Source organism: Qipengyuania sp. SM2507 (assembly GCF_053714505.1).
Genome location: NZ_CM132307.1, coordinates 1,451,416 through 1,474,980, shown reverse-complemented (window position 1 = coordinate 1,474,980; position 23,565 = coordinate 1,451,416). Strand labels below are relative to the sequence as shown.

The following is a 23,565-nucleotide window of genomic DNA, read 5'->3' as shown; positions in this document are numbered from 1 at the left end:
CCAATCAACATCAATGTGGAAATGTTGTCAACAAGGGCGTTGAAATTTTTTCGCAGACGAAGAGCGATGCCGGCTTAAGAGGTTGTTTAGGAGATGGTCTCCGAAGAAGGGGTGGGGGTGGAATAGGGCGACTCGAGGCCTGCGAGCGCCATCTCTGAGAAGGTCTGACCAATTTCTCGAGCGCTCTGACCCTTGCCGGGGCGATGCCAGCGATGCGTCCAATTTACCATGCCCAGCACACCCCTGGCGACGACATCGGCAGACCCGACCTCGCGGAATGTCCCATCCTTCTGCCCTTCCTCGATGATGTCGATGAAAGCTCGCTCGATGCCGCGGTTCAACTCTCGCATTCTGCTCGACCATACGCTGCGTGAATCGCTCACTTGTCGCAGGTCCTCTCGAATGTAGATATACAAGAGCGGGTAATTTTCATCATAGGATAGCATCATGGCAGTGATGAGTTCGCGCAGCTTGCGGCGGGGGCTGATCGCGCTTCCAGCGATCTCCTGTGCGAGATCATGATTGCGCTCGAGAACGGCGCCAACGATCTCGTCGAAAAGGTCCTCCTTGGAAGAGAAATAGTAATAGAGGGTGGCCCGATCGATCTCGAGCTCTTGCGCCACCTTGCTCAGACTCGCGTTGGCGAATCCTTGCCGATTGAACACTTCGATCGCGGCGTCACGGATCTCTTGGCGCCGCGCTTGATAAGGTGCGCGGGACACCTTGTTGGCCGCCGATCTGCGTCGGCCGAGCACCGAGGGCTGCTTAGTCATTACGATTTTGTCTTTCTGGATGTTTTGGGCAAGCCGCGTGAACCGCAGCGGGCAGGTCAATTAAGCGAGGGTGATGTCAGCCCCGCGGCGCACCGGCGACGAACAACAATTGCCCGGTGGTATAGGATGATCGGCGATCCGCAAAGAAAGATACCGCCTGCGCGACATCCTCCGGCTTGCCGACCCTGCCGACGCAGGTTTCCCGCTTCATCTGTTCGACCAAGCTCTCAAACTCGAGACCATTTCGGTCCGCCACTGCGCGGGTCATCTCCGTGACGACGAAGCCTGGAGCAACGACATTTGCAGTAATTGCGTGCCTTCCCCCTTCTAGCGCTAGTGTTTTGGTGAGGCCAATCACACCAGCTTTCGCCGCTGAATAATTTGCTTCGCCGAACGTTCCGAGCGCAGCGGTACTAGACAAATTTACAATTCTTCCACCACCGCCCTTCATCATATAAGGAAAGCACGTCCGGCTGGTCAGGAACACTGATTTCAAATTGACATTGATTACTGCATTCCAGTCCTCGAGGCTCATCTTGGTTACGGTGCGATCGCGGAGAATGCCGGCATTGTTGACCAGCACGAAGGGAGGAGCGAGGGTTTCGCTTACCTGGCGAACCGCGCGCTCGACTGCATCCTCATCGGAGACGTCGGCGGCTATTGCCAAGGCGCGAGCGCCGTGCGCCTCAACAGCTGCACAGCTTTCCTGGCAAGCTTCTTCTGAAAGGTCGAGCACAGCCACGTCATAACCATCTTCTGCCAATCGCGCCGCAATTGCTGCGCCGATACCCCGGCCGCCGCCGGTGACGATTGCTACTGGTCGGGTCATGTTGTCTCCAATCGTTTCCTAGCGATTTTAGTCAGCTCGAATTTTTGTGGCCGGCCGGACGCGGTTAGGGGAATTTCACTACCCTCCACAAAGAAGACATGGCGGGGGACCTTGAACCGGGCTAGCTTCTCGCGCGCATGGCCAATCACAGCCTCTTCTTCGATCTTCGATCCTGGCGATCGGATGATGAAGGCGACGCCGACTTCGCCCATGCGCTGATCGGGTAAAGGTGCGACAATGGCCTGCTCCACGCCGGCAAGCTGCGTCAGGACATCCTCGATCTCGCTCGGCAAAACCTGCTCGCCGCCGCATCGATACGATTCCTTTGTGCGGCCAAGGAGCGTGATGTATTTGTCAGTGTCGATGACTCCCAGATCGCCTGTGTGCAACCAGCCATCCGATGTAAAAGCTTCGGCAGTCTCGAGAGGTTTGTTGTAATAGCCCCGCGTCACCCCGAGCCCCCACGCCTGCAATTCGCCCATTTGACCTGGCGGCAGGGTCACACCTGTGACGGTATCGACTACTCGGTAGTCGACGAGAATGCCTTCAAGAGCAGGATCTGCCGCTGGGCCGACTTCGCGCAGCCGGCCGTTTGTAGTCAAAAGCTTCTCCTCAGGATCCTGCGGGCGGGTCACCGTGGTCGAAGCCGTTGTTTCAGTCATGCCATAGCCGGTGGTAATCTCAGTTATCCCGAGAATTATGCGCAGTTGATCCCAAAGATGCGGCGGAGCTTTGCCCCCTGAGGCGAGGGCGGCATGGAGGGAGGTAAGATCGTGGTCCCCGCTTTGCGCGGCCTCAATCAGCGCGAGCGACATGGCTGGAATAAGGAGGGCGTCATTGACTTGATAGCGCTCGACCGCGCTCAGAGTGTCTTGCGCATCGAAGCGGAGCCGGGGGACCATTGCTCCCCCCACGAAGGGGACAGATAGCATGCCTTCGACATAGCCAAAGACGTGGAAGAGCGGGAGCGCAAAGATGATGCGCCTACCGTCTTCGAACGCGCGGGCGTAGGCACTGCCAAAGGCGCAGCGCATGAGCATATCGTGGGTGAGCTGTACGCCTTTGGGCGGACCGGTTGTTCCGGAGGTGAACAGAATGTCGCAAACCGCATCAGGCGAGACTTGAGGCATAGCCGCGTCAGCTTCGCCGGAGAGATCAGAGAAAGTTAGCGAGCCCGGCCGGCGCGATCCTTCCCCAGTCTCGAAAACGATGATCTGGCGCAGGAGCGGTAAGGCGTCGCCTCCGGCCTTCTCCTCCCACGCTGGGCTAATTGCATCGAGTATTGCTAGGTGATCAACACCGCGAAAGCTATCCATCGTCACCAGCAGCACACTGTCTGATTGGCCGAGCACATACTTCAGCTCATCTGCCTTGAGCATGATGTTGACCGGAACCGCGATGGCTCCAATCCTGGATATCGCGTATTTGAGCGCGACGTATTCCGGATAGTTTGCCAGCACGAGCGCGACTTTGTCGCCTTCTCGAATATTCATCTCGAGCAAGCCGGCAGCGATCCTTCGCGACACCGCGGCGACGTCGCTGTAAGACAAATTTTGTTCATCGGTTAAAACAAGCGGGCGGGCAGGAAATTCCCGAGCAGCCTCGTCGAGCACTTCATGCAAGGCTCTCGGCATCCAGTCGCGAAAGCGTTCTGCCAAAGCTCGCTGCCGCTCCTCGATCGGTTCCGCCCGGTGCTTCGCCATGCCCTCTCCACTTGCTATTCGGATTGCTTGAAAATCAGGGCAAAGATGCGTGGCATCGAACCGGCAGTCAATACACATGTGGAAACCGCCACTTCTTGCAGATCTTCGTGGCTGTAGAAGTGGTTCTGAAGCGGTCACGAGAGACGAGCGCATCACCTAGTCAACAGCTATGTTGACAACGTTGGCGCTTTGTGGAGAAGAAGGGGGATGACCAACATCGAAGAAAACATCCGACTCGATGCCATAGTAGTCGGAGCGGGATTCGCCGGCCTTCGCGCCTTGTGGACTCTGCGAAAGCTGGGCTTCAAGACACGTGTGATCGAGGCATCGGATCAGATCGGCGGCGTCTGGAATTTCAACCGCTATCCCGGCGCGCGGTGCGACGTGGAAAGCTTTGACTACTCCTACCGCTTCTCGCCTGAACTCGAGCAGGATTGGCGCTGGTCAGAGCGGTACGCGACCCAACCTGAGATCCTTCGCTACATCAACCACGTGGCTGACCGGTTCGATCTGCGGCAGCATATCGATCTGTCTACTCGTATGGACAATGCGCGCTATGACGAGGATGCAGGCGAGTGGGTGGTCACCAGCGATGTAGGAAAATGCTACCGTGCGACCTATCTCATCCTCGCCGTCGGTCAGCTTTCCCGCCCCAAGGACACCACCTATCCCGGCCAAGAGACATTTGCTGGCAAAGTCATCTACAGCGCCAATTGGCCGCGCGAGGGTGTGGATCTGGCGGGCAAGCGCGTGGCGATCATCGGAACCGGATCTTCCGGGGTGCAAATGACCCCGGTTGTGGCCCGCCAGGCTGATCATCTGACTGTCTTCCAGCGAACAGCGAACTACTCGATTCCCGCCGCCAATGCTCCAGTCAGCGATGAGGAGGACGCAGCGGTGAAGGCAAATTATCGCCAACGCCGCGAAAACGCCCGCCGCTCTCCCAGTGGGCTCGGTTTTATACCGAACGGCGCATCGGCCCTGGAGGTCAGCGAGGGAGAGCGTGAGCGTGAGTATGAGAAGGCCTGGAACCGGCTCGGCTTCGGTTTCGCGCTGACTTACAAGGACATTCTTCTCGATCTTGACTCGAATAAGACCGCATCAGATTTTATCCGCAAGAAGATCGCCGGCAGGGTCACAGATTCTAGACTGCGCGAGAAACTGACGCCGGAGGGTTTCCCTTTCGGCACAAGGCGTCCCTCCGTCGATGACGGCTTTTACGAGGCCTTCAACCGGGACAACGTTGCCTTGGTCGATCTGAAAGAAACGCCAATCGAGGAGTTTACGCCCACAGGGATCCGCACAAGCGCAGCGGATCTGCCGTTCGACTTTGTAATCTATGCGACCGGCTTTGATGCCTTCACCGGCTCGCTTCTTGCGCCAAATATCGCCGGACGAAATGGCTTGACGCTCGCCAAGAAGTGGGAGGCCGGTCCGGTTACCCATCTTGGCATCGGCGTAAATGCCTTCCCCAACATGTTCATCATTGGCGGTCCGGGAAGCCCTTCATTACTGAGCAACGTGCTGCTGTCGACCGAGGAGCAACTCGATTGGCTGGCGAGTTTCCTGGAGAAAGCTAGGAAGGACGATGTCCAAGAAATTGAAGCCGATGCGCAAGCGGAACAAGATTGGGTGGAGCACGTCAATGAACGGGCCGCAGAGACGCTTTATCTCATGACGCCTTCCTATTACATCGGAGCGGAAATGCCCGGAAAGCCGCGCGTTTTCATGCCCTATTCCGGGGGAGTGCGGTATTATCGCCGTATTCTTGAGAATGTCGCCAATGAAGGCTATAGCGGCTTCACCCTGCGCAAGGAGCCCGCGCTGGAAGCGTAAAGCGAAGTGCCTGCGCTCCCAGCAGCCGAGACAAGAACCGTTAATCTACTTCTGCAGAATTACCGATGCTCCGTTGGCACCGAGACCGAGCACGGCGGACATGGCGATCCGGGCGTTCTCTACCTGATGCCCGTCAGCCTCTCCGCGCAACTGCCACGCCAATTCGCAGATCTGAAGTAGCGCCTGCGCAGTCGTGGCCTCGCCAAAGGAAAGAAAGCCCCCGCTTGGATTGATCGGCAGCTTGCCGTCGATGCCGAACTCGCCGGTTTGGAGCATATGGTCTGCTTCGCCAGCTCCTACGAAGCCAAGCATCTCGGGCCAATGCAGCACCTGCCATACGGAGTTGTCGGCGATCTCGAGAAGGTCGATGTCCTTATGCTCAAGGTCGGCCATTCTCATCGCGCGCTCGGCCGCATTGACGACTTCACTTGTGTGCGAAGTCCCGGCGCGCGGGCTAGCTGAAACCGCGGGAATGCGTACGGCGGGATCGCCGAACGAACCAGTAGCGGCGGCACATCCCGCCACCCGCAGGGCACGCTCTCCCAGTCTCCGGGCGAACTGCTCCGAACCCAGAACAACAGCGGCCGCCCCATCGCTCACCGCACAGATCTCCAGGAGGTGCAGCGGGTCGGCAACTTCTGGTGATGCGAGCACTTCCTCGACTGTGCACGATTTGCGGTACCGGGCCCGCTTGTTACCGGTAGCATTCGCGTGCATCAGGACCGATGCCTTGGCGAAGGTCTCGGCCGAAGTTCCGTGGTCGTGCTGACGGCGGCGCGCCTCCATCGCCCAATAGGCGGGATTGGTGGCGCCAAGCGCTTTCCAGCGGACGTAATCATCATCATTGACCGCGTCCATTCCGCCGGGAGGACGAGCAATGAAACCTTTTGGCATACGCTCGGCTCCGGCTGCGATCACGCAGTCATATTGACCGCTCGCGACGAGGGCGTGGGCTGTCGTGAAAGCAATGCCGCCGGCGGCACAAGCGCCGCCAACATTGATGCAGGCGACGCCCGCTTCTGAAGTGTTCTGGAGAATCTCGTTGCCATGAAGACCCCAGCCCATACCGCCCTCGAAACGGGAGCTGGCCGCGACCAGCCCCTCCACATCCCGCCAGGTTAAACCGGCATCATTTAAAGCTTCAGCAATTGCTGAGCGGGCGAGGCTGACCTGATCGATGTCGGGGAACTTACCCCAGGGATGCGCGCCGGCGCCCAGAACGTAGACCTGCCGCATCAGTGCGCCCCTTCCTGACGAAAAACGTAGCCGCTAATGGTGCCGTCGAGATCGCGAGCCATAACGTCGCGGCCGAGTTCGACCGGCAAACCGATGCGCAGCTCGTCGCGGAGAATATCCAGGCGGGCGAGCACCCGAAGGCCCGGCTGCAATTCCACCGTGCCAATCGCATAGGGCTCCCACTGGTCGACGCCGAACAGCGGCGGCGGCTGATAATTCTGCCAGCTGTAGCTGTAAAGCGAGCCTGTGCGCGGCAGCTCACATCGCCGCAGTTCGCCATCCGTGCAATCGGGATCGGAACATCCCACCGCTTCGGGAAAGTAGACGCTGCCGCACCCGGTGCAGTGGGAGCCAAGAAGAGCAATTTCGTCACCGTCGTTGACGAAGAGCCCTTCGATCACAGGTCTGTCGGTCATAGCGACATGATGTCCCTCAGTTCGCGAAAGTAGAGCGTTTGATCGGCGACATTTGTCACCTCGACTTCGTGGCGCACGTATCGACGTCCCCTCTTTTCATATTTATCGATTGCTCGCGTGCGGATTTCGACCGTGGTCCCGACCGGGATGGGAGCGATGATCTCTGATTCATGGAATGTGTGTATAGACCCGATGGAGAAGGGCTTTGTGTGATCGAACTGCACGGCGAGCACGAAATGAGAGACGAGGAGCGGCGGCACAATGGCACTCCCGAAAGGCGAACTGCCCTCCGCGCGCCAGCCATTCATGGTCCACCCCTCGTACCAGGGATTGAAGTCCTCCACCCCGTCGGCATAGAGCACCACCAGTTCCGGCGTAAGCGTAAGTTCGCGGGCCAACTCGTCACCAATTTCGACTGCGTCCCAATAAGGCGTCGAGCCCTGTTCCAATCCGTCGATAAAGGTTCGGGTCTGCGCAATTTGAATGTCGCTCATCGGCTTGAGGGCGTCGGTGGTTACCTGCTCTGCCATTATTCGGCTCCTTGCTCGCGCGGGACGGTAACATCGAGCGCGCCGACCGTCTTTTTCTCACCTACTTCGTTCTGGGCCCAAAGGTCGACTGTGAAGCGAACGCCGTCAGCATTTTCCTGTTTTGCGGTGATGATACCGTGTGTGGAGATCACTTCATTGGCGAGAGTGGCCGCGACATATTTGCAGCTGATTCTGGCGCCGGTGAAGAAGTGCTCGCCGAAATGATTGACGCACATTTCGGCAAGATAGGCAGACGACATCTCTCCGGTTTGAATGGGCGCTTCCAAACCAGTCTTCGCCGCGTACACGGGATCCCAGTGATTGGGGTTGAAGCGACCCCAAAGCCTGGAACCCATGAGCTGCACTGCCGCCTTTTTCTTCAAGTTCTGCAGCTCGTAGCCCACTGGTGTGTCTGCAGTGACCCGGTCGTCGGGCCTAGTACCCGGCGGGTAAGATCGGCTGGTTTCCATTTCGATGGTTCCTCGGAAGTGAGCGCAACTTGCGACTAGCGTAGGACGTGCATTTGTCAGAATCAACACAAACGTGGAAAAAACACAGGGACCTGTCCCTTGTTCAGGCTCTATGCTGCAGCCGAGACATACGAGCGGAGACCCTCGTCAACATGGATGTTGAACGATGCCGTTTCGAAAGGCGAGCGGACGGGCGTCTGTAGTGTCCGTATAGAAGCCATACGCCGCTTCTCTGCAGTGCTCGACCCTTATGGCGGCAGTGAGAAAGCCGGGTTGCTCACATGGGTTATTTCAGCAAGGCGGAACGATCACGTTACCGCGTACGAAGCATCGAACGATTCAGTTCTTCGACGCTCTTAACGCCCATCAGCCGCATTCCTCGTTCGATCTCGGTCTGCAGAATGGACACAGCTCGCTCCACTCCCGTTTCGCCGGCGGCGGCGAGGGCATAGAGGTATAGCCGGCCTCCACTTGCAGCGTTCGCGCCCATCGCCAAAGCCTTTAAAATATGTGTGCCCCTGCGCACCCCACCATCGCAAATTACCTCGATGCGGTCTCCAACAGCTTCGACGATTTCCCCAAGCTGATCGAAGGGTGCGCGGCTGCCGTCAAGCTGGCGGCCCCCGTGATTGGAGACCATGATGGCATCGCAGCCGATATCTGCTGCGCGGCGGGCATCGGCGGCAGACATGACACCCTTGAGGCAAAAGGTGCCGCCCCAGTCATTACGTAGCCGTTCGACTTCTTTCCAGTCCATGTTGGGATCCAGCATGGTGTCGAAATAATCCTGGATTGAGATCGCGCTGCGGCTACCTTCAGCAACATGGGTCTCAAGGTTGGGTAAGCTAAAACGTTCGCGAAACAGAAAGTTCAATCCCCACCGTGGCCGGGTGGCGTAGGAGGCAAAGCTTGCGGGGGTGAATTCTGGGGGAGTCTTGAAGCGACTCCGCTTGCACCGCTCGCGATTGCCCGAAACGATCGTGTCCACCGTCAGCGCCACTGCGTCGAATTTCGCATCTCGCGCACGTTCGAGCAGCGCAGAATTGAGTCCGCGATCACGGTGGAAGTAATATTGCAGCATCTTGGGCCCAGCGTAATCGGCCCCGATTTCCTCAATGCTGACGCTCGAGAGGCTGGAGATGCCGAACCAAAGATTATGCCGTTCGGCTACCTTTGCGACGGCGCGTTCGCCCTGCCAATGAAACAAGCGCTGGAGAGCAGTGGGACTGAGGATGAGAGGGAGTGCGGTTTTGCGCCCCATAATCTCGATGGAGGTGTCGATCTCTTCGACTCCGGCGAGCACATTGGGAACGAGGTCCACGTCAGCAAATGCTGCGGTATTACGCGCTTTTGTCAGTTCGTCATCGGCGGCCCCATCGATGTAATGAAAGACCGGGAACGGCAATTTGCGCCAAGCAAGCTCGCGAAAATCTTCCACATTGTGGCAATCTTCAAGCGATCGGATCGAGTGCGGGACCGGGTATTTGCGCTGCATCTTTAAATTATCCATGTTTTAGCGTGCACGAATTCGCAGTACATGAGACACTCCTTCGTCCCTTTTCCTATACAGCCACACTATTAACCGGATCAACTACGGCGCAAATTTGAAATAGTGAAACGGACGAGCTGGTTTCATTGGGGTAGCACCGCAACGCTCGCCCCGAGCACTCCTTACCAGCTGGTGTATTTGCTCAGACAAGGGGCGGCGCCGCAGCTACAACTCAGCCTTGGAAGCGACGAAGGTAGGCATCCATGAAGAACCTGCCTCCCCCGCATCCGAGTGTGATTGCTAAGAGAGAGATTGCGCTCAGCCCATGGTCGGGATGACGAAGGCGTTCGAGCCGTCGCCGCCACCATCGGGCCAGCGCTGGGTGACCTTCTTGGACTTGGTCCAGAACCGCAGGCCCTCGGTGCCATACTGATCGATATCGCCGAAGCCCGAGCGCTTCCAGCCGCCGAAGCTGTGATAGGCGACCGGCACCGGGATCGGCACGTTGATCCCGACCATGCCGACATTCACCCGATGCGCGAATTCGCGCGCCGCGTGGCCGTTGCGGGTGAAGATCGCGACGCCATTGCCATATTGGTGCTCGCTGGGGAGCCGGACCGCTTCCTCGAAATCCTTGGCGCGGACGATCTGCAGCACCGGGCCGAAGATCTCTTCCTGATAACTTTCCATCTTGGGGGTGACGCGGTCGAGCAGCGTCGGGCCGACGAAGAAACCTTTCTCGTGGCCCTGCAGCGTGTAGCCGCGGCCATCGATGACGACTTCCGCGCCTTCCTTCTCGGCGGTATCGATCCAGCCCTCGATGCGCGCCTTGTGCTCGGGCGTGACAACCGGGCCGTAATGCGCGTCGGGGTCGTTCGAAACGCCGATCCGCAGCGCGTTGATCGCGGGGATGAGCTTTTCGCGCAGCGCGTTGGCGGTGTCCTCGCCGACCGGGACCACCACGGGGAGCGCCATGCAGCGTTCGCCCGCCGAGCCGAAGGCGGCGCCGACCAGGTCGTTGACCACCATGTCGAGATCGGCGTCGGGCATGACCACGCCATGGTTCTTGGCGCCGCCCATCGCCTGGACGCGCTTGCCCGCAGCGGCGCCGCGCTTGGAGACGTATTGCGCAATGTCGGAACTGCCGACGAAGCTGACACCCGCGATATCGGGATGGTCGAGAATGGCGTCGACCATCTCCTTGTCGCCATGGACGACCTGCAGCAGCCCCTCGGGCGCGCCGGCCTCGAGGAACAGTTCGGCGAGCCGCACCGGCACGCTGGGGTTGCGCTCGGATGGCTTGAGGATGAAGGCGTTGCCCGCCGCGATCGCCATGCCGAACATCCACATCGGGATCATCGCGGGGAAATTGAACGGGGTGATGCCAGCGCCGATGCCGATCGGCTGGCGCATCGAATAGACGTCGATCCCGGGACCGGCACCATGGGTGTATTCGCCCTTGAGCACCTGGGGGATGCCGCAGGCGTATTCGATCACTTCGAGTCCGCGCTGAACGTCGCCCTTGGCGTCGTCGACCACCTTGCCGTGCTCGGACGCGAGCAATTCGGCCAGCTCCTGCATATTGTCTTCGATCAGCTGTTTGTAGGCGAACATCACCCGCGCGCGGCGCTGCGGATTGGTCGCGGCCCAGCCGGGCTGAACCTTTTTCGCGGCGGCGATCGCGCGCTCGAGCAGCGCGGCATCGCCCAATGCGACCTCGGCCTGGACTTCGCCGGTCGAGGGGTTCCAGATCTGGTGAGTGCGGCCCGTGCCGGTAAGGGCGCCGTTGCCACCGGCGATGACGTGATCGATTCTGCGCAACGTATTTATCAGCTCCACTCTCGCGCGAACGTATGCGCCTTGCCTTCTATGACAGGGAGCCCGAAGCCTGCCGCGGAGGCAGACAAGTTCCCGAGAGGGAAGCTACCCTTTCTCGCCTATATGTCAACGGTGTCGTAGAAATTTGGCGTAGCGAGCGCTGGCTCGGGCTGTGAGCACGATGCAAGCGTAAGGCGGCGAGTGACCATGACCCCTTCCTAGTTATCGCAATAAACGTGGATTGCTACGTATCAATCTGGCCGCTGCCTTCATTCTGCTAACGGCCTTAAACATAAACCTAAATTGGTCACGAGATATATTATAAATATAATGCTCTTGGTGGTAATATTTTGTGTAATGTGTTACTTATGAGACCTTCGAGCTTTGGCGTTCGTAAACTCCGTTCCGTTTTACATTATGTATGCGCTTGCCCAAAGCGCCGTGCGATGGCTCTCCACTCCTCCTTTCCACGTATATGTTGAAGCTTGCTTTGGATCTTCGCGCCACGTTGCCTGGCGAACAACGGTCGCCACCGACCGCGAGGACGAGAGCGAGCCATGCTGCGCTCCTGACGAATAAAAGCTCTCATAAGTTCGTGTTAGTGCGTACATCGCTACTAATCTGCGACCAGAATTTTGGACCATTCTCGGTTAGAATTTCTCGACCTAGATTCTCTTGGCTGGCAAGAAGTCATGGCATGAAGACAGGGAAATTCGCGGGCACGCAGAAGGCGTTTGGCGGGACTGGCAGGTGACGATCCGCTTCTGAGTGAGCGGACGTTTGGTACCGACCGTCTTGCCAGCGTTCTAGGCCGTCCTGCCCTTCATTGCGGGATCAAACTGAGAGTAAGTCATCATCCTTCTCCTTGGTCGTGATTGGCCAAGGAGAAGGAACGTTCGTGAGCTGGCCGATCGGGACCAACAGCAGACACGGCGCCGCTTGCCCGGATGGTCAGCTTTCAGGCAAGGCGATTAGCCCGCCTAATGACCGGGTTTGGGGCGCTTTGCTGACCGGCAGAAATTGGGCCGTGAAGAGACTGGCAGGTTTCGAGTGGCCAGCACGTAAAACTGCCTTACAGGCTGCAGTGCGGCGACGTGGCTACCACCGACAGAGCCGACGTTCAGCACCTCATGTGGATGCCCTGTAAGCTGCCTTTCTTCACCAAGCCGTGTGCGACTGTGAACGGCTGCCATTGTGACTTTGCTGTCTGTCCGCTCCAGAGCGCCGAAGCAGCGATAGCCAACATTGGGAGCGCGGCATCGTTGTCGTCTTCTGCCGCAACCGGGGCCGAAGCCTGCTGCTGCGGCTCGTCCTCGGCGTCGCTGGAGCCGCAAGCGGTGAGCAGCAGCAAGGGGAATGTGAAGGCAGCAGATATCAGCAATGAGCGCATGGGAACTCCTCTGCGCCTTACAACGGAGCAGGTCGGGCAAAGCTCCTCAGCATTGACTTTTCATCACAGAGCGCATGCCCCAGCCAAGGCCGGTGCTGGTTTCCGCCTACTCACTTCGCCCGTACATCTGCCACGAAAGCAGCGAGATCGCCACGATCGCGAGGCAGGAGCCGAAGACGTAGAGCGCCGTTCCGTTCCAGCCGTAGAAATCGTAGATCGCGGTCCCGGCGATGCTGCCGATCGCGCCGCCCATGAACATCATCACGATGTAAATCGTGGTCAGCCGCGTGCGCAGGCCGGGGGCGAGCGAGAGGAAGGTCATCCGGCTGGTGACATCGATCGCCGGGCCGACCAGATTGCCGAAGAAGATCGGGATCATGAGCAGCCACAGGTTGTTGCCGAAGGGGATCAGCAGCGCGATCCCGGCGGTCTGGACCAGCGAGAAATAGAACCGCGCGCGCCGGGGGCCGAACCTGTCGGCCAGTGTACCCAGACGCGGGGTCGAGAGGATGCTGATCGCGGCGAAGCCGGCCAAATAGCCCACGACATCGGTGCCATAGCCCATCTCGGGCGAGGTGAGGTGCAGCGCGAGCCCCAGCCACAGCGCGATAAACTGTGCAAAGCCGATCCCCTGGATCAGGCCCGAGAGCAGGATCTCGCGGTGCGAGCGCAGCAGAGGGAACACCGACATCACCAGCCCGAAGTAATTGCCCGTGGGCTTGTCGCGGGTGGCCTCGAGCTTTGGCATGATCCGGGGCAGGGCGATGGCGATGGCGATCATCGCGCCGCTGGCGATCCAGTAGACCGCGCGCCAGCTGAAATATTCCGCGATGACCCCGGCGCCCACGCGCGCAACCAGGATCCCGAAGATCACCCCGGCGGTGAGCGTCGCGGTGACATGGCCGAGCCGCTCGGGCGCTACCCGCTTGGAGGCGTAGGCGGGGAGGAGATAGGGCGCGATCGTGAAGAAGCCGAGCAGCGTCGACCCGGCGGTGAACAGCACGAAGTCCTGCGCCAGCGTCATCATTCCCAGACCGATGCACTGGCCAACGGTGAACAGCACCGTGAGCCGCCGGTTGGAAAAGCGGTCGCCCAGCGGGAGCAGCAGGAAGATGCCCACCGCCAGTGCCAGCTGGTTGAGCGCCGGGACCAGTCCGATGGTCGCCGTGCTGACCCCGAACCCATCGGCGACTTCGCCGATGATGGGGTGGATGTAATAGGCGTTGGCGGTCACCACCGCGGCGGCGAGCGCGAGCAGCAGCTCCTGCCGCCGGGTCAGATATTCGGGATTGCTCAAGCGCGTCGGCCCGCAGGATCAAGCAGCACGGTCATCGACTTCCCTTCCAAGAGGCGCAGAGCCCTGCGCCCGTCAGCTTTCGCTGCCGGTGCTCGGTGCCAGCGGGACCCGCTCCTTGAAGGTATGCGTGACATAGGGGAAGGGAATTTCGATCTCGGCGGCATCGAGCCCGGCCTTGATCGCGCGCACGACCTTGTCCTTGCTCTCCCAGCCGGCGCGCGGGGTGGAACCGGCCCACCAGCGCACCAGGAAATCGACCGAGCTGGAGTTGAATTCCTGCGCGAAGATGTCGAGCCCCTGATCGATCTCCACCCCCTCGACGCCTTCGACCGAGCGGCGGATGACATCGGCGGCGTGGTCGAGATTGGTGTCGTAGGAGACGCCGACCACGACCTCGTGACGGCGCTTGAACTCGTCGGTCAGGATCTCGACCGGGTTCTTGAAGATCATCGAATTGGGGACGATGGTCAGCTCGCCCGAAAGGCGGCGGACATGGGTTTCGCGCAGGGTGATCTTCTCGACCTTGCCGGTGATGCCCTCACATTCGATGACGTCGCCGATCCGCATCTTCTCGCGCAGCATGATCAGCACGCCGGCGAGGAAGTTCTCGAAGATATCCTGGAAGGCGAAGCCAATCGCCACCGCGCCGATGCCGAGCCCGGCGAACAGGCTGCCGGGGGTCAAGTCGGGCATCACCACGATCGCGGCGACCATGATCCCGATCAGCCAGATACCCAGCTTGACCAGCGTGTCGATAAGCGCCTTGAGGCTGGGCCGGATTTCGGTCCGGCCGATCAGCAGGTCGGCGATCTTTGCGGCAAATCGCGCCACGATCCAGGTGACAAACAGAACGATCAGCGCGATCGCGAGATAGGGGAGGGCGGCGACGAAGCCGGTCGCCATATCCTGCACCTGATCGCGCAGCGTTGCGATGTAATTCAAAATGAAAGCCTCCCTTTCGGCGCCAACGTGAGGCCCGGAAGGAGGTTCCGAACGCGCGAAATTTAAGGAGCCGCAAGACCCCGTGTTCGATCAGCGCTCGGCGTGTTCCTTGCGCGCGATCTCGTGGAGCCAGGCCGCATGCTGCGGCGCGGTCTTGGTTTCGCTCCATTCCTCGAGCATCGGCATGGCGACGCGCTTCAATTCGGCATATTGCTCGTCGGTGCCGATATCGGTCGCCAGCTCGACGCGGTGGCCGTTGGGATCGAAGAAATAGATCGATTTGAAAATGCCGTGATGCGTGGGGCCGAGCACGTCGATGCCGAGGCTCTCGACATGCGCCTTGGCTGCGAGCAGTTCGTCCTCGCTGTGCACCCGGAAGGCCAAGTGCTGGACCCATGCAGGGGTGTTCTCGTCGCGGCCCATGTCCTTCTGCTTGGGCAGTTCGAAAAAGGCGAGGATGTTGTCGTTACCCGCGTCGAGGAAGACGTGCATGTAGGGGTCGTATTCGCCGGTCGAGGGGACGTGGTCCTCGGAGAAGGCGCTGACATAATCCATGCCGAGCACCTTTTCGTACCATTCTACCGTCTCCTTGGCATCCTTGCAGCGATAGGCCGCGTGATGGACGCCGCCGAGGCGGATGGGGTGGGAGGTTTGTTCGGTCATGGCCAGTTCCGTTCTAGATTGGGGTCGGGAAGCGATGCTTGCAGCGGGCTATTCCGCCGGTTCCGCTTCGCGATCCTCGAGCTTGAGCGAGCCGCGCTTGATCTGGTCGCGTTCCATGCTTTCGAACAGCGCCTTGAAATTGCCCTCGCCGAAGCCGTCGTCGCCCTTGCGCTGGATGAATTCGAAAAACACCGGCCCGACCTGCGCCTCGGCGAAGATCTGCAGCAGCAGCCGCGGGGTGCCGCCTTCGGTCGTTCCATCGAGCAGGATGCCGCGCATCTTGAGCGCTTCTGCATCCTCACCATGGTTGGGCAACCGCTCGGCGAGCATTTCGTAATAGGTCTCGGGCGGCGCGGTCATGAAGGGGACGCCGTACTCCTTGAGCTTGTCCCATGCGGCCACGAGATCGTCACAGATCAGCGCGATATGCTGGATGCCTTCGCCGTTGAATTCCTTGAGGAATTCCTCGATCTGGCCCTTGCCGCCGTCAGCTTCCTCGTTGAGCGGTATGCGGATCTTGCCATCGGGCGCGGTCAGCGCCTTGGAGGTGAGGCCCGTATATTCGCCCTTGATGTCGAAGAAGCGGATCTCGCGGAAGTTGAACAGCGTCTCGTAATAGTCGGCCCAATAGGCCATCCGCCCATTGTAGACGTTGTGCGTCAGGTGATCGATGATGTTGAAGCCCGCGCCCTCGGGGTGGCGATCGACGCCTTCCACATACTCGAAGTCGATGTCGTAGATCGAAAGACCCTGGCCGCTCTCGTCCTCGTAGCGGTCGATCAGATATACGATTGCGCCGCCGATGCCGCGGATCGCGGGGATGCGCAGTTCCATCGGGCCGGTCTCGACGGTGACCGGTTCGGCACCGCGTTCGAGCAGTTCGGCATAGGCCTTGGCCGCGTTCTTGACCCGGAAGCCCATCCCGCAGGCCGAGGCGCCATGCTCGCGCGCGAAATACCAGGCGGCGGAGCGCGGCTCGTAATTGGCGATCAGATTGATCGAACCCTGGCGCCAGAGATCGACATCCTTGGAGCGATGCGACGCGACGCGGGCAAAACCCATCGCCTCGAACACCGGCTCGAGCTGGCCCTTTTCTGGTGCGCAGAACTCGACGAATTCGAAGCCGTCGAGACCAATGGGGTTTTCGAAAAGGTCGGGCATGGGCGGTCCTCTGATTGCGTTATTAGTTGCATTGGTAACTACATCGCGACAGTCGCGGTGTCAAGGTTGCTACGGCTGGGAGAAGACCCTGGTTCCGCTAGCGGCGATCGCTGCATCGCTCGCACCTGAACGCCGTTAACCCTTTTGCGCTTGCGCGCCCCGGCCAAGTGTGATTCTGGTGATTTATGAAGCGAACAGGTGGAAAATTCGGCATCCGGAGGGAGCGCGGCGTCCAGTCGCTCGCGCTCGGCGTGCTGCTGGTGATGGGCGGTCTGGCCATCGCCGGTCCATCCGGCCTGCTTTCCTGGAGCGAGAACCTGCGGCTGCTCGACCAGCGGCAGGAGCATCTTGCCGCGCTGACCAAGGAACGCGATGCGCTGCGCAATCGCGTCGCGCTGCTCGATCCCGACAGCGCCGATCCCGACATGGTCGGCGAATTGCTCCGCAGTCAGCTCAACGTCGTCCATCCCGACGAGGTGGTGATCCGTCTCGAAGATGAGAAGCCGCGCTAACCCCCCTGACGCTACGGTTTCGCTCGCATCGGGACGCGCCCCGTTGCGCGCGCCATCGCCTTGCGCCTATAGGCCACCCGACCCGTCCCCCGGGATCGAGCAGAGCTCTGGGGCGATCGACGGGATTACGATACCGAAGGGACACCGGACTTGGCCAAGACCCCCGCCAGCGCGACGAAAACCGCGAAAAGCGACCCGAAGAAGCGGAGCGAGTCGCCCGACGAATTCGCGCTCCACAGCCTGCAGGACGAGCACGAGAAGCAGAAGCGCTACGAAGCCAGCCCGGAGCAGATGCTCGCCTTCTACGAGCAGATGCTGCTTATCCGCCGCTTCGAGGAGCGCGCCGGCCAGCTTTATGGTCTCGGGCTGATCGGCGGCTTCTGCCACCTATACATCGGCCAGGAAGCCGTCGCGATCGGGCTGCAATCTGCGCTCGACAACGACAAGGACAGCGTGATCACCGGCTATCGCGATCATGGCCACATGCTCGCCTACGGGATCGATCCCAAGGTCATCATGGCCGAACTCACCGGGCGCCAGGCGGGCATCTCCAAGGGCAAGGGCGGCTCGATGCACATGTTCAGCACCGAGCACAAATTCTACGGCGGGCACGGCATCGTCGGCGCGCAGGTGGCGCTGGGCGGCGGGCTCGCGCTTGCGCATCAGTATAATGACGATGGCGGGCTGTGCCTCGCCTATTTCGGCGATGGCGCGGCCAATCAGGGCCAGGTTTACGAAACCATGAACATGGCCTCGCTGTGGAAGCTGCCGATCGTTTTCGTGGTCGAGAACAACCAATATGCCATGGGCACCGCCGTCGGCCGCTCCAGCGCCGAGACCGATTTCTATCGCCGCGGCACCGCGTTCCGGATCCCGGGCATGTTCGTCAACGGGATGGATGTGCTCGAAGTGCGCGCCGCTGCGGAAGTCGCCTTCAAGCACGTCCGCGAGGGCAAGGGCCCAGTCCTGATCGAATGCAACACCTATCGCTATCGCGGGCATTCCATGTCCGATCCAGCCAAATACCGGACCCGCGAAGAGGTGCAGGATTTCCGCGACACCAAGGATCCGATCGAGGCCATGAAGAAGATTCTGCTCGAGAACGGCAAGACCGAAGATGACTTGAAAGCGATCGACAAGGCCATCCGCAACACCGTTTCCGAAGCTGCGGATTTCGCCGAGAACTCGCCCGAGCCCGAGCCGGCGGAACTCTACACCGATGTGCTGGTGGGGGAGTACTGAGCCATGGCTATCGAACTCAAGATGCCCGCCCTCTCGCCTACCATGGAGGAGGGCACGCTGGCCAAATGGCTCAAGCAGGAAGGTGACTCCATCGAGCCCGGCGATATCATCGCCGAGATCGAGACCGACAAGGCGACGATGGAATTCGAGGCCATCGACGAAGGCACGTTGGGCAAGATCCTCGTCGCCGAGGGCACCGAGAATGTCGCTGTGGGCACGGTGATCGCCATGCTGGCGGGCGAGGGCGAGGACGCCTCCGACATCGAGGCGCCTGCGGATGACGCGAAGGTCGATGTCGCGGGCGAAGGCAAGGATGTCGGCCGCAAGGACGAGGACGGCTCGATCACTCCCGAGAAGCCGAAGTCCAAGCCCAAATCCGATCCCGACATCCCGCATGGTACCAACATGGCCACGGTCTCGGTCCGCGAAGCCTTGCGCGATGCCATGGCCGAGGAGATGCGCCGCGACGAGCGCGTGTTCGTCATGGGCGAGGAAGTCGCTCAATATCAGGGGGCCTATAAGGTCACGCAGGGGTTGCTCGACGAATTCGGTCCCAAGCGTGTGATCGACACACCGATCACCGAATACGGCTTTGCCGGTATCGGCACCGGCGCAGCCATGGGCGGCCTGCGCCCGATCGTCGAATTCATGACCTTCAACTTCGCCATGCAGGCGATCGACCACATCGTGAATTCGGCGGCCAAGACCAATTACATGTCGGGCGGCCAGATGCGCTGCCCGGTGGTGTTCCGCGGCCCCAATGGCGCCGCCAGCCGCGTCGGCGCGCAGCACAGCCAGAACTACGGACCATGGTACGCCAGCGTCCCCGGGCTGATCGTTATTGCGCCCTACGATAGCGCTGACGCCAAGGGATTGCTCAAGGCCGCGATCCGCTGCGAGGACCCGGTGGTGTTCCTCGAGAACGAGCTGGTCTACGGCAAGACCTTCGAACTGCCCGAACTCGACGACCATGTCCTGCCGATCGGCAAGGCGCGGATCGTGCGCGAAGGTTCGGACGTGACCATTGTCAGCTATTCGATCGGGGTCGGGTATTCGCTCGAGGCGGCCGAGAAGCTCGCTGAAGAAGGGATCGAGGCCGAGGTGATCGACCTGCGCACCCTGCGCCCGCTCGATCGCGATACCATCCTCGAAAGTCTCGCCAAGACCAACCGCCTGGTGATCGCCGAAGAGGGCTGGCCGACCTGCTCGATCTCGTCCGAGGTAATCGCGCTATGCATGGAAGATGGCTTCGACCATCTCGACGCGCCCGTGCTGCGGGTGTGCAACGAGGATGTGCCGCTGCCCTATGCCGCCAATCTTGAAAAGCTCGCGCTGATCGACGCAGCGCGCATCGTCGCGGCTGTGAAGAAGGTTTGTTACGTGGAGTGAGTGAGGCTCAGCAGCTCGACGGGGTAACGCCGGAAACGGGGTAGACCCCGTTGTTGCCGCCGGCCGTGTCGCGCCGGTCGCGAACCATCATCGAGCCGATCTCGGTCATCGCAGTGCTGGGGGCGAGATGATCGCCGAGCAGCGGCTGGTATTCGTAATAGACCTCGACGAACATGGTGACGCCATTTTCAGGCGCGATCGCCAGCCGACCCGCAAGCCCCATGCCGTCCAGGTCCGTGTCGCCGGCCTCGCCGAAAGTCGATACATGCGCCGTCTTCGCGCCACTGCAGCGCTGCCAGCGGATGCGATAGGTCCCGTCGTCATTGGGGTTTGCCATCGGTTCGAGGCTCGAGATGATCACGCGGCCATTCTCATAGAGGTCGAGTTCGCCGCTCTGCAGTCCCGCGCCGACGAAGAGATCGTTGATATCGGCCTCGCTGATGCGCTTGGCCGAGAGCTGGCTGCCCGACCCGATCCGCGCGGCATTGTCCGCCAGATGCAGCGCGAGCTGGCTCATTCGCATCTTGGTGGTGATGTAATGGGTGAGTTCTGCTCCGGTCAGGCTCAGCATGAGCAGGACCGGCGCGGCAAACGCGAACTCGATCAAAGCGAGACCGCCGGTGTCGGCGCGCAAGCTTCGCGGCAGGGAGGGGCGGATGCTCCGGATCATGTGCAATTGCGCACCTGGGGCGCCTCGTAGCTGCCCTGATCGCCATAGGGCTGGTTGCGCAGCACCGTCGATGCGCTCAACCGCGTCGTGTTTGAACCGCCGATGAGGCCGTTGATCGGGAAAAAGCGCGGATAGCTCACTCTCACGGTGTAGAGCGTGGCATCCTTCGCACCGCCCTGGCCATCGTTGCCGCCGTCTGCGTCCCAGACGTCGTTGTAGTTTTCATCGTCATAGGGTTCGCCATTGTCGCAGGTTCCATTGGCGTCGCTGTCGGTCCAGTTTTCCGCGCGCGCCGCAGCGGCATCGCTGAACGTCCGGTAGAAGCGGCGTGAGAAGACGATATCCGCATCGCCGACGAGGGGCGTCACCTGATCGCGGACCTTCTGGTCGATCACGGCGCGCACATCGGCATCGGTACCGAGCTCGAGCGAGGCATCGCGCGCGGCCTTCTGCAGCGTCCCCTCCAGGACCGAGCGCGTGTAGAGCGTATGAGCCATGTCGAACGCTCCCAGGAGCATGACGCACAGGACCGGCGCCACGATCGCGAATTCGACGAGCGTGGCACCGCGCTGATCGCGTCCAAGGTCGCGCGGGCGCGAACGCCGCAGGGCACGGTCGAGCGTCACCGGGTGAGCCTGAGCTGGGATATTTCGTCCGCGATCGAGCGGAAGGTCTGCTGTATCGTCGCCGCATTCGTCGCGTGGAAGTAGCGGCCCGAGGTTGCGCAGTTGCGCAGCCGCGTCACGGTATCGCCCGAAACCGAGCCGAACGAGATGACCCACAGGGTGATGTTCTTGTTCTTCACCGCGGTGCAAAGCGCTGCGAAACGGAGATCGACCTGCTCATCGAGTGCTGTGCTCGAAGTGGAAGTGGTCTGGCGACGATCGAACCACGGTATGCCGTATGCCGTGTAGTTCCGCGACGAGGTTACGGTGTCGCCGTCTGTCATGAAGATCAAATGCCGCTCGATCTCGCCGCCTTCGGAGGCATATTCGTTCTCCGCGCTGAACAGACCTGTAGGCGACAGCAAGCGCGCGCCCCAGAGCAGGCCGATGTCGTGGAAGGTGTTGCCCGACGGCGTCAGGCTGTTGACATAGGAATCGAAACCGCTCGCGTCAGTCCAGCTTTGCAGTTTTCGGGCGGGGGTAGGGCAGAAGTAGCTGGAAGCGTTGGTGTAATCGTCCGTGGTGCTGCCTACTCGAGCACGATCCCAATCCCCGAAGTTGCCTTTACGGGTATGGATCAAGCCGGGGAGCGCCGGCCCCCACTGGGTTGTCGTATCAGCGGTCGGTACGAGATCGATGTCGAGGTCTTTCGCGCCAGCGGGGATCGGCGCGAAGTTGGTCGTCCGAACCGTTTGACGCTCTTCGATGCAGCCGTCCCACGGGATCGTTTTGTTGCCGCCGTCATTCGCAATCGGCCACTCGAAGCTGTTGCGCCATGCCGTGCCGTTCTTCAGAAGCCCGACATCGACCGGAAGCTGGTCGTATTCCCAAGCGGGCATGCGTCCCCGAGACGAGTACATACAATAGTAGTTGCCGTAATAGTTGATTTTCTCAACTTTGTACTGGGTCTCCGCTTTATTGGCCGGCGCGCCGGAGCAACTTCCGTAGTAACTGGAATTGGTGTAGCTGTAGGCTGACCAGTTCCCCCATTCATATCCAACCCGCCTGCGCGTTTGATACTGCCAGCTATTGGCCATAAAATTGGTGGGCAATAGCCGCCCGACGTTCACATTCGTCGCGTAGGGCACGAAGCCGAAACGGATCTGGACCTGATCGCCGGTTCCGCCGCTGGGCGCACCGGTGGTGCAGTTCGCATCGCTGTCGAGGCGGGCGACGATCTCGTAGAAGCATTTCACTGCTACTCGCAGCGACTGGATTTTCGTCTGGGAATCGCCCGACGGCGTCTCACCCATCGACCCGGTAACGTCGAGGACGAACATCACATCGGTGTTGGGCAAGCGCATCTCGGCATCGCAGCTGACGGTGAGCGTCTGGCTTTCATTGCCGAAAATCCGCATCAGCGTCATCGGCACCGTGGCCGATGCCGTGCCCATCACCTTGCCCGCATCTTCGGTAAAACTGCGTGTCAGACCTGTCGCGCCATAGGGATCCGCCTGGATGTTGGCGTCGAAGAAACCCTCGGCGGCGTCGCGGGCGGCGTAACTGGCGTAATTCCAGACGCCGGCACCCATCGCCTTGCGGCCCGCCAGCGCACCGGCGTCGCAGGCGTGTTGCAAGCGGGTCTTGACGATGTACATGCGGCTCATGTCGACACCGCCGCCCACAAGGCCGATCAACGGCACCAGTGCAGCGGCGGCTATGGCTACCGTATTGCCCGATTGATCGGCACGGAGGCGTGCCAGAAAGCCCTTGCGAGCCGCGGTCTTGGCCGGTTCCTCTGAGCTGTCGCGGAATCCGCGCATGACGATTGTCCCCTAATTTGGGCTACGCATAGGGTGATCAGGCCCAAGAAAGGGTGGATAGGCATGGTTAACGAAAACTTGCCCTTCAAACGGGGGATGCATGAACACCGAAACGGGTGAACTGTCGCTCGCCAATCGCGTTGCTCTGGCATGGTCGAGAGGGCGGACGCGGGCCGTGCTGGTCCCACTGTTCACACTCGATGAGCGGCTCGGCCGGATCGTCGCGGTCGCACGCGAACCGATGCTGGCGCAATTGCGGCTGGCGTGGTGGCGCGACCGGCTGGGAGAAGCGCGCGACCTGCGACCGAAGGGCGATCCGGTGCTCGATGCCATCGGTGTGAATTGGCAGGACGAAGAAGCGGCCTTGGTGGCGCTGGTCGATGGCTGGGAGGAATTGCTCGGCGATGCGCCGCTGAGTGAGAACGCCTTTCAGCGGTTTGCGGAGGGGAAGGGCGCTGCCTTCGCCGCTTCCGCTCGCCTTGCAGGACAGGCGGGAAGTGCGGAAGCGGCGGATGACGCGGGGCGTCGCTACGCGTTCGGCGACTGTTTCGCCCGGCTGTCAGACCCGGTCGAGCGCGAAAGGCTGCAGGACGTCGCATCCCGACTCCAGACCCAACCGAGCCGTTTGCCTGGCCCTTTGCGCCCGCTGGCCATTCTTGGGGGGCTGGGGCACCGCGTGCTGCGCCGCGGGGAGGGGCCGCTGTTCGGCGATCGCGGCAGTGCGCTGCTCGCAACACGGCTTGGCATCTGGGGGCTTTAGGGTATTTTGCG

22 protein-coding genes are annotated in these 23,565 nt (G+C 60.7%); 5 read left to right on the top strand and 17 right to left on the bottom strand.

Annotated features, from left to right (window positions below; translation table 11 throughout):
* Positions 1 to 86 precede the first annotated feature (86 nt).
* The 3 genes from ACWIKC_RS07195 to ACWIKC_RS07185 form a co-directional block, all read right to left on the bottom strand.
* Complete coding sequence (locus tag ACWIKC_RS07195) at positions 87 to 773, bottom strand: TetR/AcrR family transcriptional regulator (RefSeq protein ID WP_454596836.1); 687 nt, start codon at positions 771 to 773, stop codon at positions 87 to 89.
* Positions 774 to 849: 76 nt separating this feature from the next.
* Positions 850 to 1,602 carry an SDR family NAD(P)-dependent oxidoreductase gene (locus ACWIKC_RS07190; RefSeq protein WP_454596835.1) on the bottom strand — a complete coding sequence of 251 codons (753 nt, stop codon included), beginning with the start codon at positions 1,600 to 1,602 and terminating at the stop codon, positions 850 to 852.
* A complete protein-coding gene (locus ACWIKC_RS07185) occupies positions 1,599 to 3,305 on the bottom strand; it encodes an AMP-binding protein (RefSeq protein WP_454596834.1) in 1,707 nt (568 codons plus the stop codon). The genes ACWIKC_RS07190 and ACWIKC_RS07185 overlap by 4 nt, the downstream gene beginning before the upstream one ends.
* Positions 3,306 to 3,512: 207 nt before the next feature.
* Between ACWIKC_RS07185 and ACWIKC_RS07180 the strand changes: the two genes are divergently transcribed.
* Complete coding sequence (locus tag ACWIKC_RS07180; RefSeq protein WP_454596833.1) at positions 3,513 to 5,141, top strand: flavin-containing monooxygenase; 1,629 nt, start codon at positions 3,513 to 3,515, stop codon at positions 5,139 to 5,141.
* A 45-nt stretch (positions 5,142 to 5,186) separates the two neighbouring features.
* Here ACWIKC_RS07180 and ACWIKC_RS07175 read toward each other — a convergent pair whose 3' ends face one another.
* From ACWIKC_RS07175 to hppD, 11 genes are all read right to left on the bottom strand, one after another.
* Positions 5,187 to 6,377, bottom strand: a complete 1,191-nt coding sequence (locus ACWIKC_RS07175) for a lipid-transfer protein (RefSeq protein WP_454596832.1) — start codon at positions 6,375 to 6,377, stop codon at positions 5,187 to 5,189.
* Complete coding sequence (locus ACWIKC_RS07170) at positions 6,377 to 6,793, bottom strand: Zn-ribbon domain-containing OB-fold protein (RefSeq protein WP_454596831.1); 417 nt, start codon at positions 6,791 to 6,793, stop codon at positions 6,377 to 6,379. Before ACWIKC_RS07170 ends, ACWIKC_RS07175 begins: the two co-directional genes overlap by 1 nt.
* Entirely contained in the window at positions 6,790 to 7,323 is a 534-nt protein-coding gene (locus tag ACWIKC_RS07165) for a MaoC family dehydratase (RefSeq protein ID WP_454596830.1), read from the bottom strand. Before ACWIKC_RS07165 ends, ACWIKC_RS07170 begins: the two co-directional genes overlap by 4 nt.
* Entirely contained in the window at positions 7,323 to 7,793 is a 471-nt protein-coding gene (locus ACWIKC_RS07160; protein WP_454596829.1) for a MaoC family dehydratase, read from the bottom strand. The genes ACWIKC_RS07165 and ACWIKC_RS07160 overlap by 1 nt, the downstream gene beginning before the upstream one ends.
* 313 nt (positions 7,794 to 8,106) lie before the next feature.
* Positions 8,107 to 9,303 carry an alpha-hydroxy acid oxidase gene (locus ACWIKC_RS07155; RefSeq protein WP_454596828.1) on the bottom strand — a complete coding sequence of 399 codons (1,197 nt, stop codon included), beginning with the start codon at positions 9,301 to 9,303 and terminating at the stop codon, positions 8,107 to 8,109.
* Positions 9,304 to 9,600: 297 nt separating this feature from the next.
* The gene (locus ACWIKC_RS07150; RefSeq protein ID WP_454596827.1) at positions 9,601 to 11,103 is read right to left on the bottom strand and encodes a CoA-acylating methylmalonate-semialdehyde dehydrogenase; all 1,503 of its coding nucleotides are present in this window, start codon (positions 11,101 to 11,103) and stop codon (positions 9,601 to 9,603) included.
* Positions 11,104 to 12,220: 1,117 nt separating this feature from the next.
* A complete protein-coding gene (locus ACWIKC_RS07145; protein WP_454599418.1) occupies positions 12,221 to 12,490 on the bottom strand; it encodes a hypothetical protein in 270 nt (89 codons plus the stop codon).
* Between the two features lie 106 nt (positions 12,491 to 12,596).
* Positions 12,597 to 13,787, bottom strand: coding sequence for an MFS transporter (locus ACWIKC_RS07140; RefSeq protein WP_454599417.1), 1,191 nt, complete (start codon positions 13,785 to 13,787; stop codon positions 12,597 to 12,599).
* Between the two features lie 72 nt (positions 13,788 to 13,859).
* Positions 13,860 to 14,729, bottom strand: coding sequence for a mechanosensitive ion channel family protein (locus tag ACWIKC_RS07135; protein ID WP_454599416.1), 870 nt, complete (start codon positions 14,727 to 14,729; stop codon positions 13,860 to 13,862).
* A 90-nt stretch (positions 14,730 to 14,819) separates the two neighbouring features.
* Positions 14,820 to 15,392, bottom strand: a complete 573-nt coding sequence (locus tag ACWIKC_RS07130) for a VOC family protein (protein ID WP_454599415.1) — start codon at positions 15,390 to 15,392, stop codon at positions 14,820 to 14,822.
* Positions 15,393 to 15,440: 48 nt separating this feature from the next.
* Positions 15,441 to 16,553, bottom strand: coding sequence for a 4-hydroxyphenylpyruvate dioxygenase (gene hppD, locus ACWIKC_RS07125; protein WP_454599414.1), 1,113 nt, complete (start codon positions 16,551 to 16,553; stop codon positions 15,441 to 15,443).
* 185 nt (positions 16,554 to 16,738) lie between these two features.
* On the opposite strand from hppD, the gene ACWIKC_RS07120 reads away from it, so the two are divergent.
* The 3 genes from ACWIKC_RS07120 (at position 16,739) to ACWIKC_RS07110 (ending at position 19,696) form a co-directional block, all read left to right on the top strand.
* On the top strand, positions 16,739 to 17,065 hold the full coding sequence (locus ACWIKC_RS07120) for an FtsB family cell division protein (protein WP_454599413.1): 327 nt from the start codon (positions 16,739 to 16,741) through the stop codon (positions 17,063 to 17,065).
* 150 nt (positions 17,066 to 17,215) lie between these two features.
* Positions 17,216 to 18,307 carry a pyruvate dehydrogenase (acetyl-transferring) E1 component subunit alpha gene (gene pdhA, locus ACWIKC_RS07115; RefSeq protein ID WP_454599412.1) on the top strand — a complete coding sequence of 364 codons (1,092 nt, stop codon included), beginning with the start codon at positions 17,216 to 17,218 and terminating at the stop codon, positions 18,305 to 18,307.
* Between the two features lie 3 nt (positions 18,308 to 18,310).
* The gene (locus ACWIKC_RS07110) at positions 18,311 to 19,696 is read left to right on the top strand and encodes a pyruvate dehydrogenase complex E1 component subunit beta (RefSeq protein WP_454599411.1); all 1,386 of its coding nucleotides are present in this window, start codon (positions 18,311 to 18,313) and stop codon (positions 19,694 to 19,696) included.
* Positions 19,697 to 19,703: 7 nt separating this feature from the next.
* On the opposite strand, the gene ACWIKC_RS07105 is transcribed toward ACWIKC_RS07110, so the two are convergent.
* Genes ACWIKC_RS07105 through ACWIKC_RS07095 form a run of 3 tightly spaced genes read right to left on the bottom strand, consistent with a single transcriptional unit; the run spans position 19,704 to position 22,794 of the window.
* Complete coding sequence (locus ACWIKC_RS07105) at positions 19,704 to 20,366, bottom strand: TadE/TadG family type IV pilus assembly protein (RefSeq protein WP_454599410.1); 663 nt, start codon at positions 20,364 to 20,366, stop codon at positions 19,704 to 19,706.
* A complete protein-coding gene (locus ACWIKC_RS07100; protein WP_454599409.1) occupies positions 20,363 to 20,992 on the bottom strand; it encodes a TadE/TadG family type IV pilus assembly protein in 630 nt (209 codons plus the stop codon). The genes ACWIKC_RS07105 and ACWIKC_RS07100 overlap by 4 nt, the downstream gene beginning before the upstream one ends.
* Positions 20,989 to 22,794, bottom strand: coding sequence for a pilus assembly protein TadG-related protein (locus ACWIKC_RS07095; protein ID WP_454599408.1), 1,806 nt, complete (start codon positions 22,792 to 22,794; stop codon positions 20,989 to 20,991). The genes ACWIKC_RS07100 and ACWIKC_RS07095 overlap by 4 nt, the downstream gene beginning before the upstream one ends.
* Before the next feature lie 100 nt (positions 22,795 to 22,894).
* On the opposite strand from ACWIKC_RS07095, the gene ACWIKC_RS07090 reads away from it, so the two are divergent.
* Positions 22,895 to 23,554, top strand: a complete 660-nt coding sequence (locus ACWIKC_RS07090; protein WP_454599407.1) for a hypothetical protein — start codon at positions 22,895 to 22,897, stop codon at positions 23,552 to 23,554.
* The last annotated feature ends 11 nt before the right edge of the window (positions 23,555 to 23,565 follow it).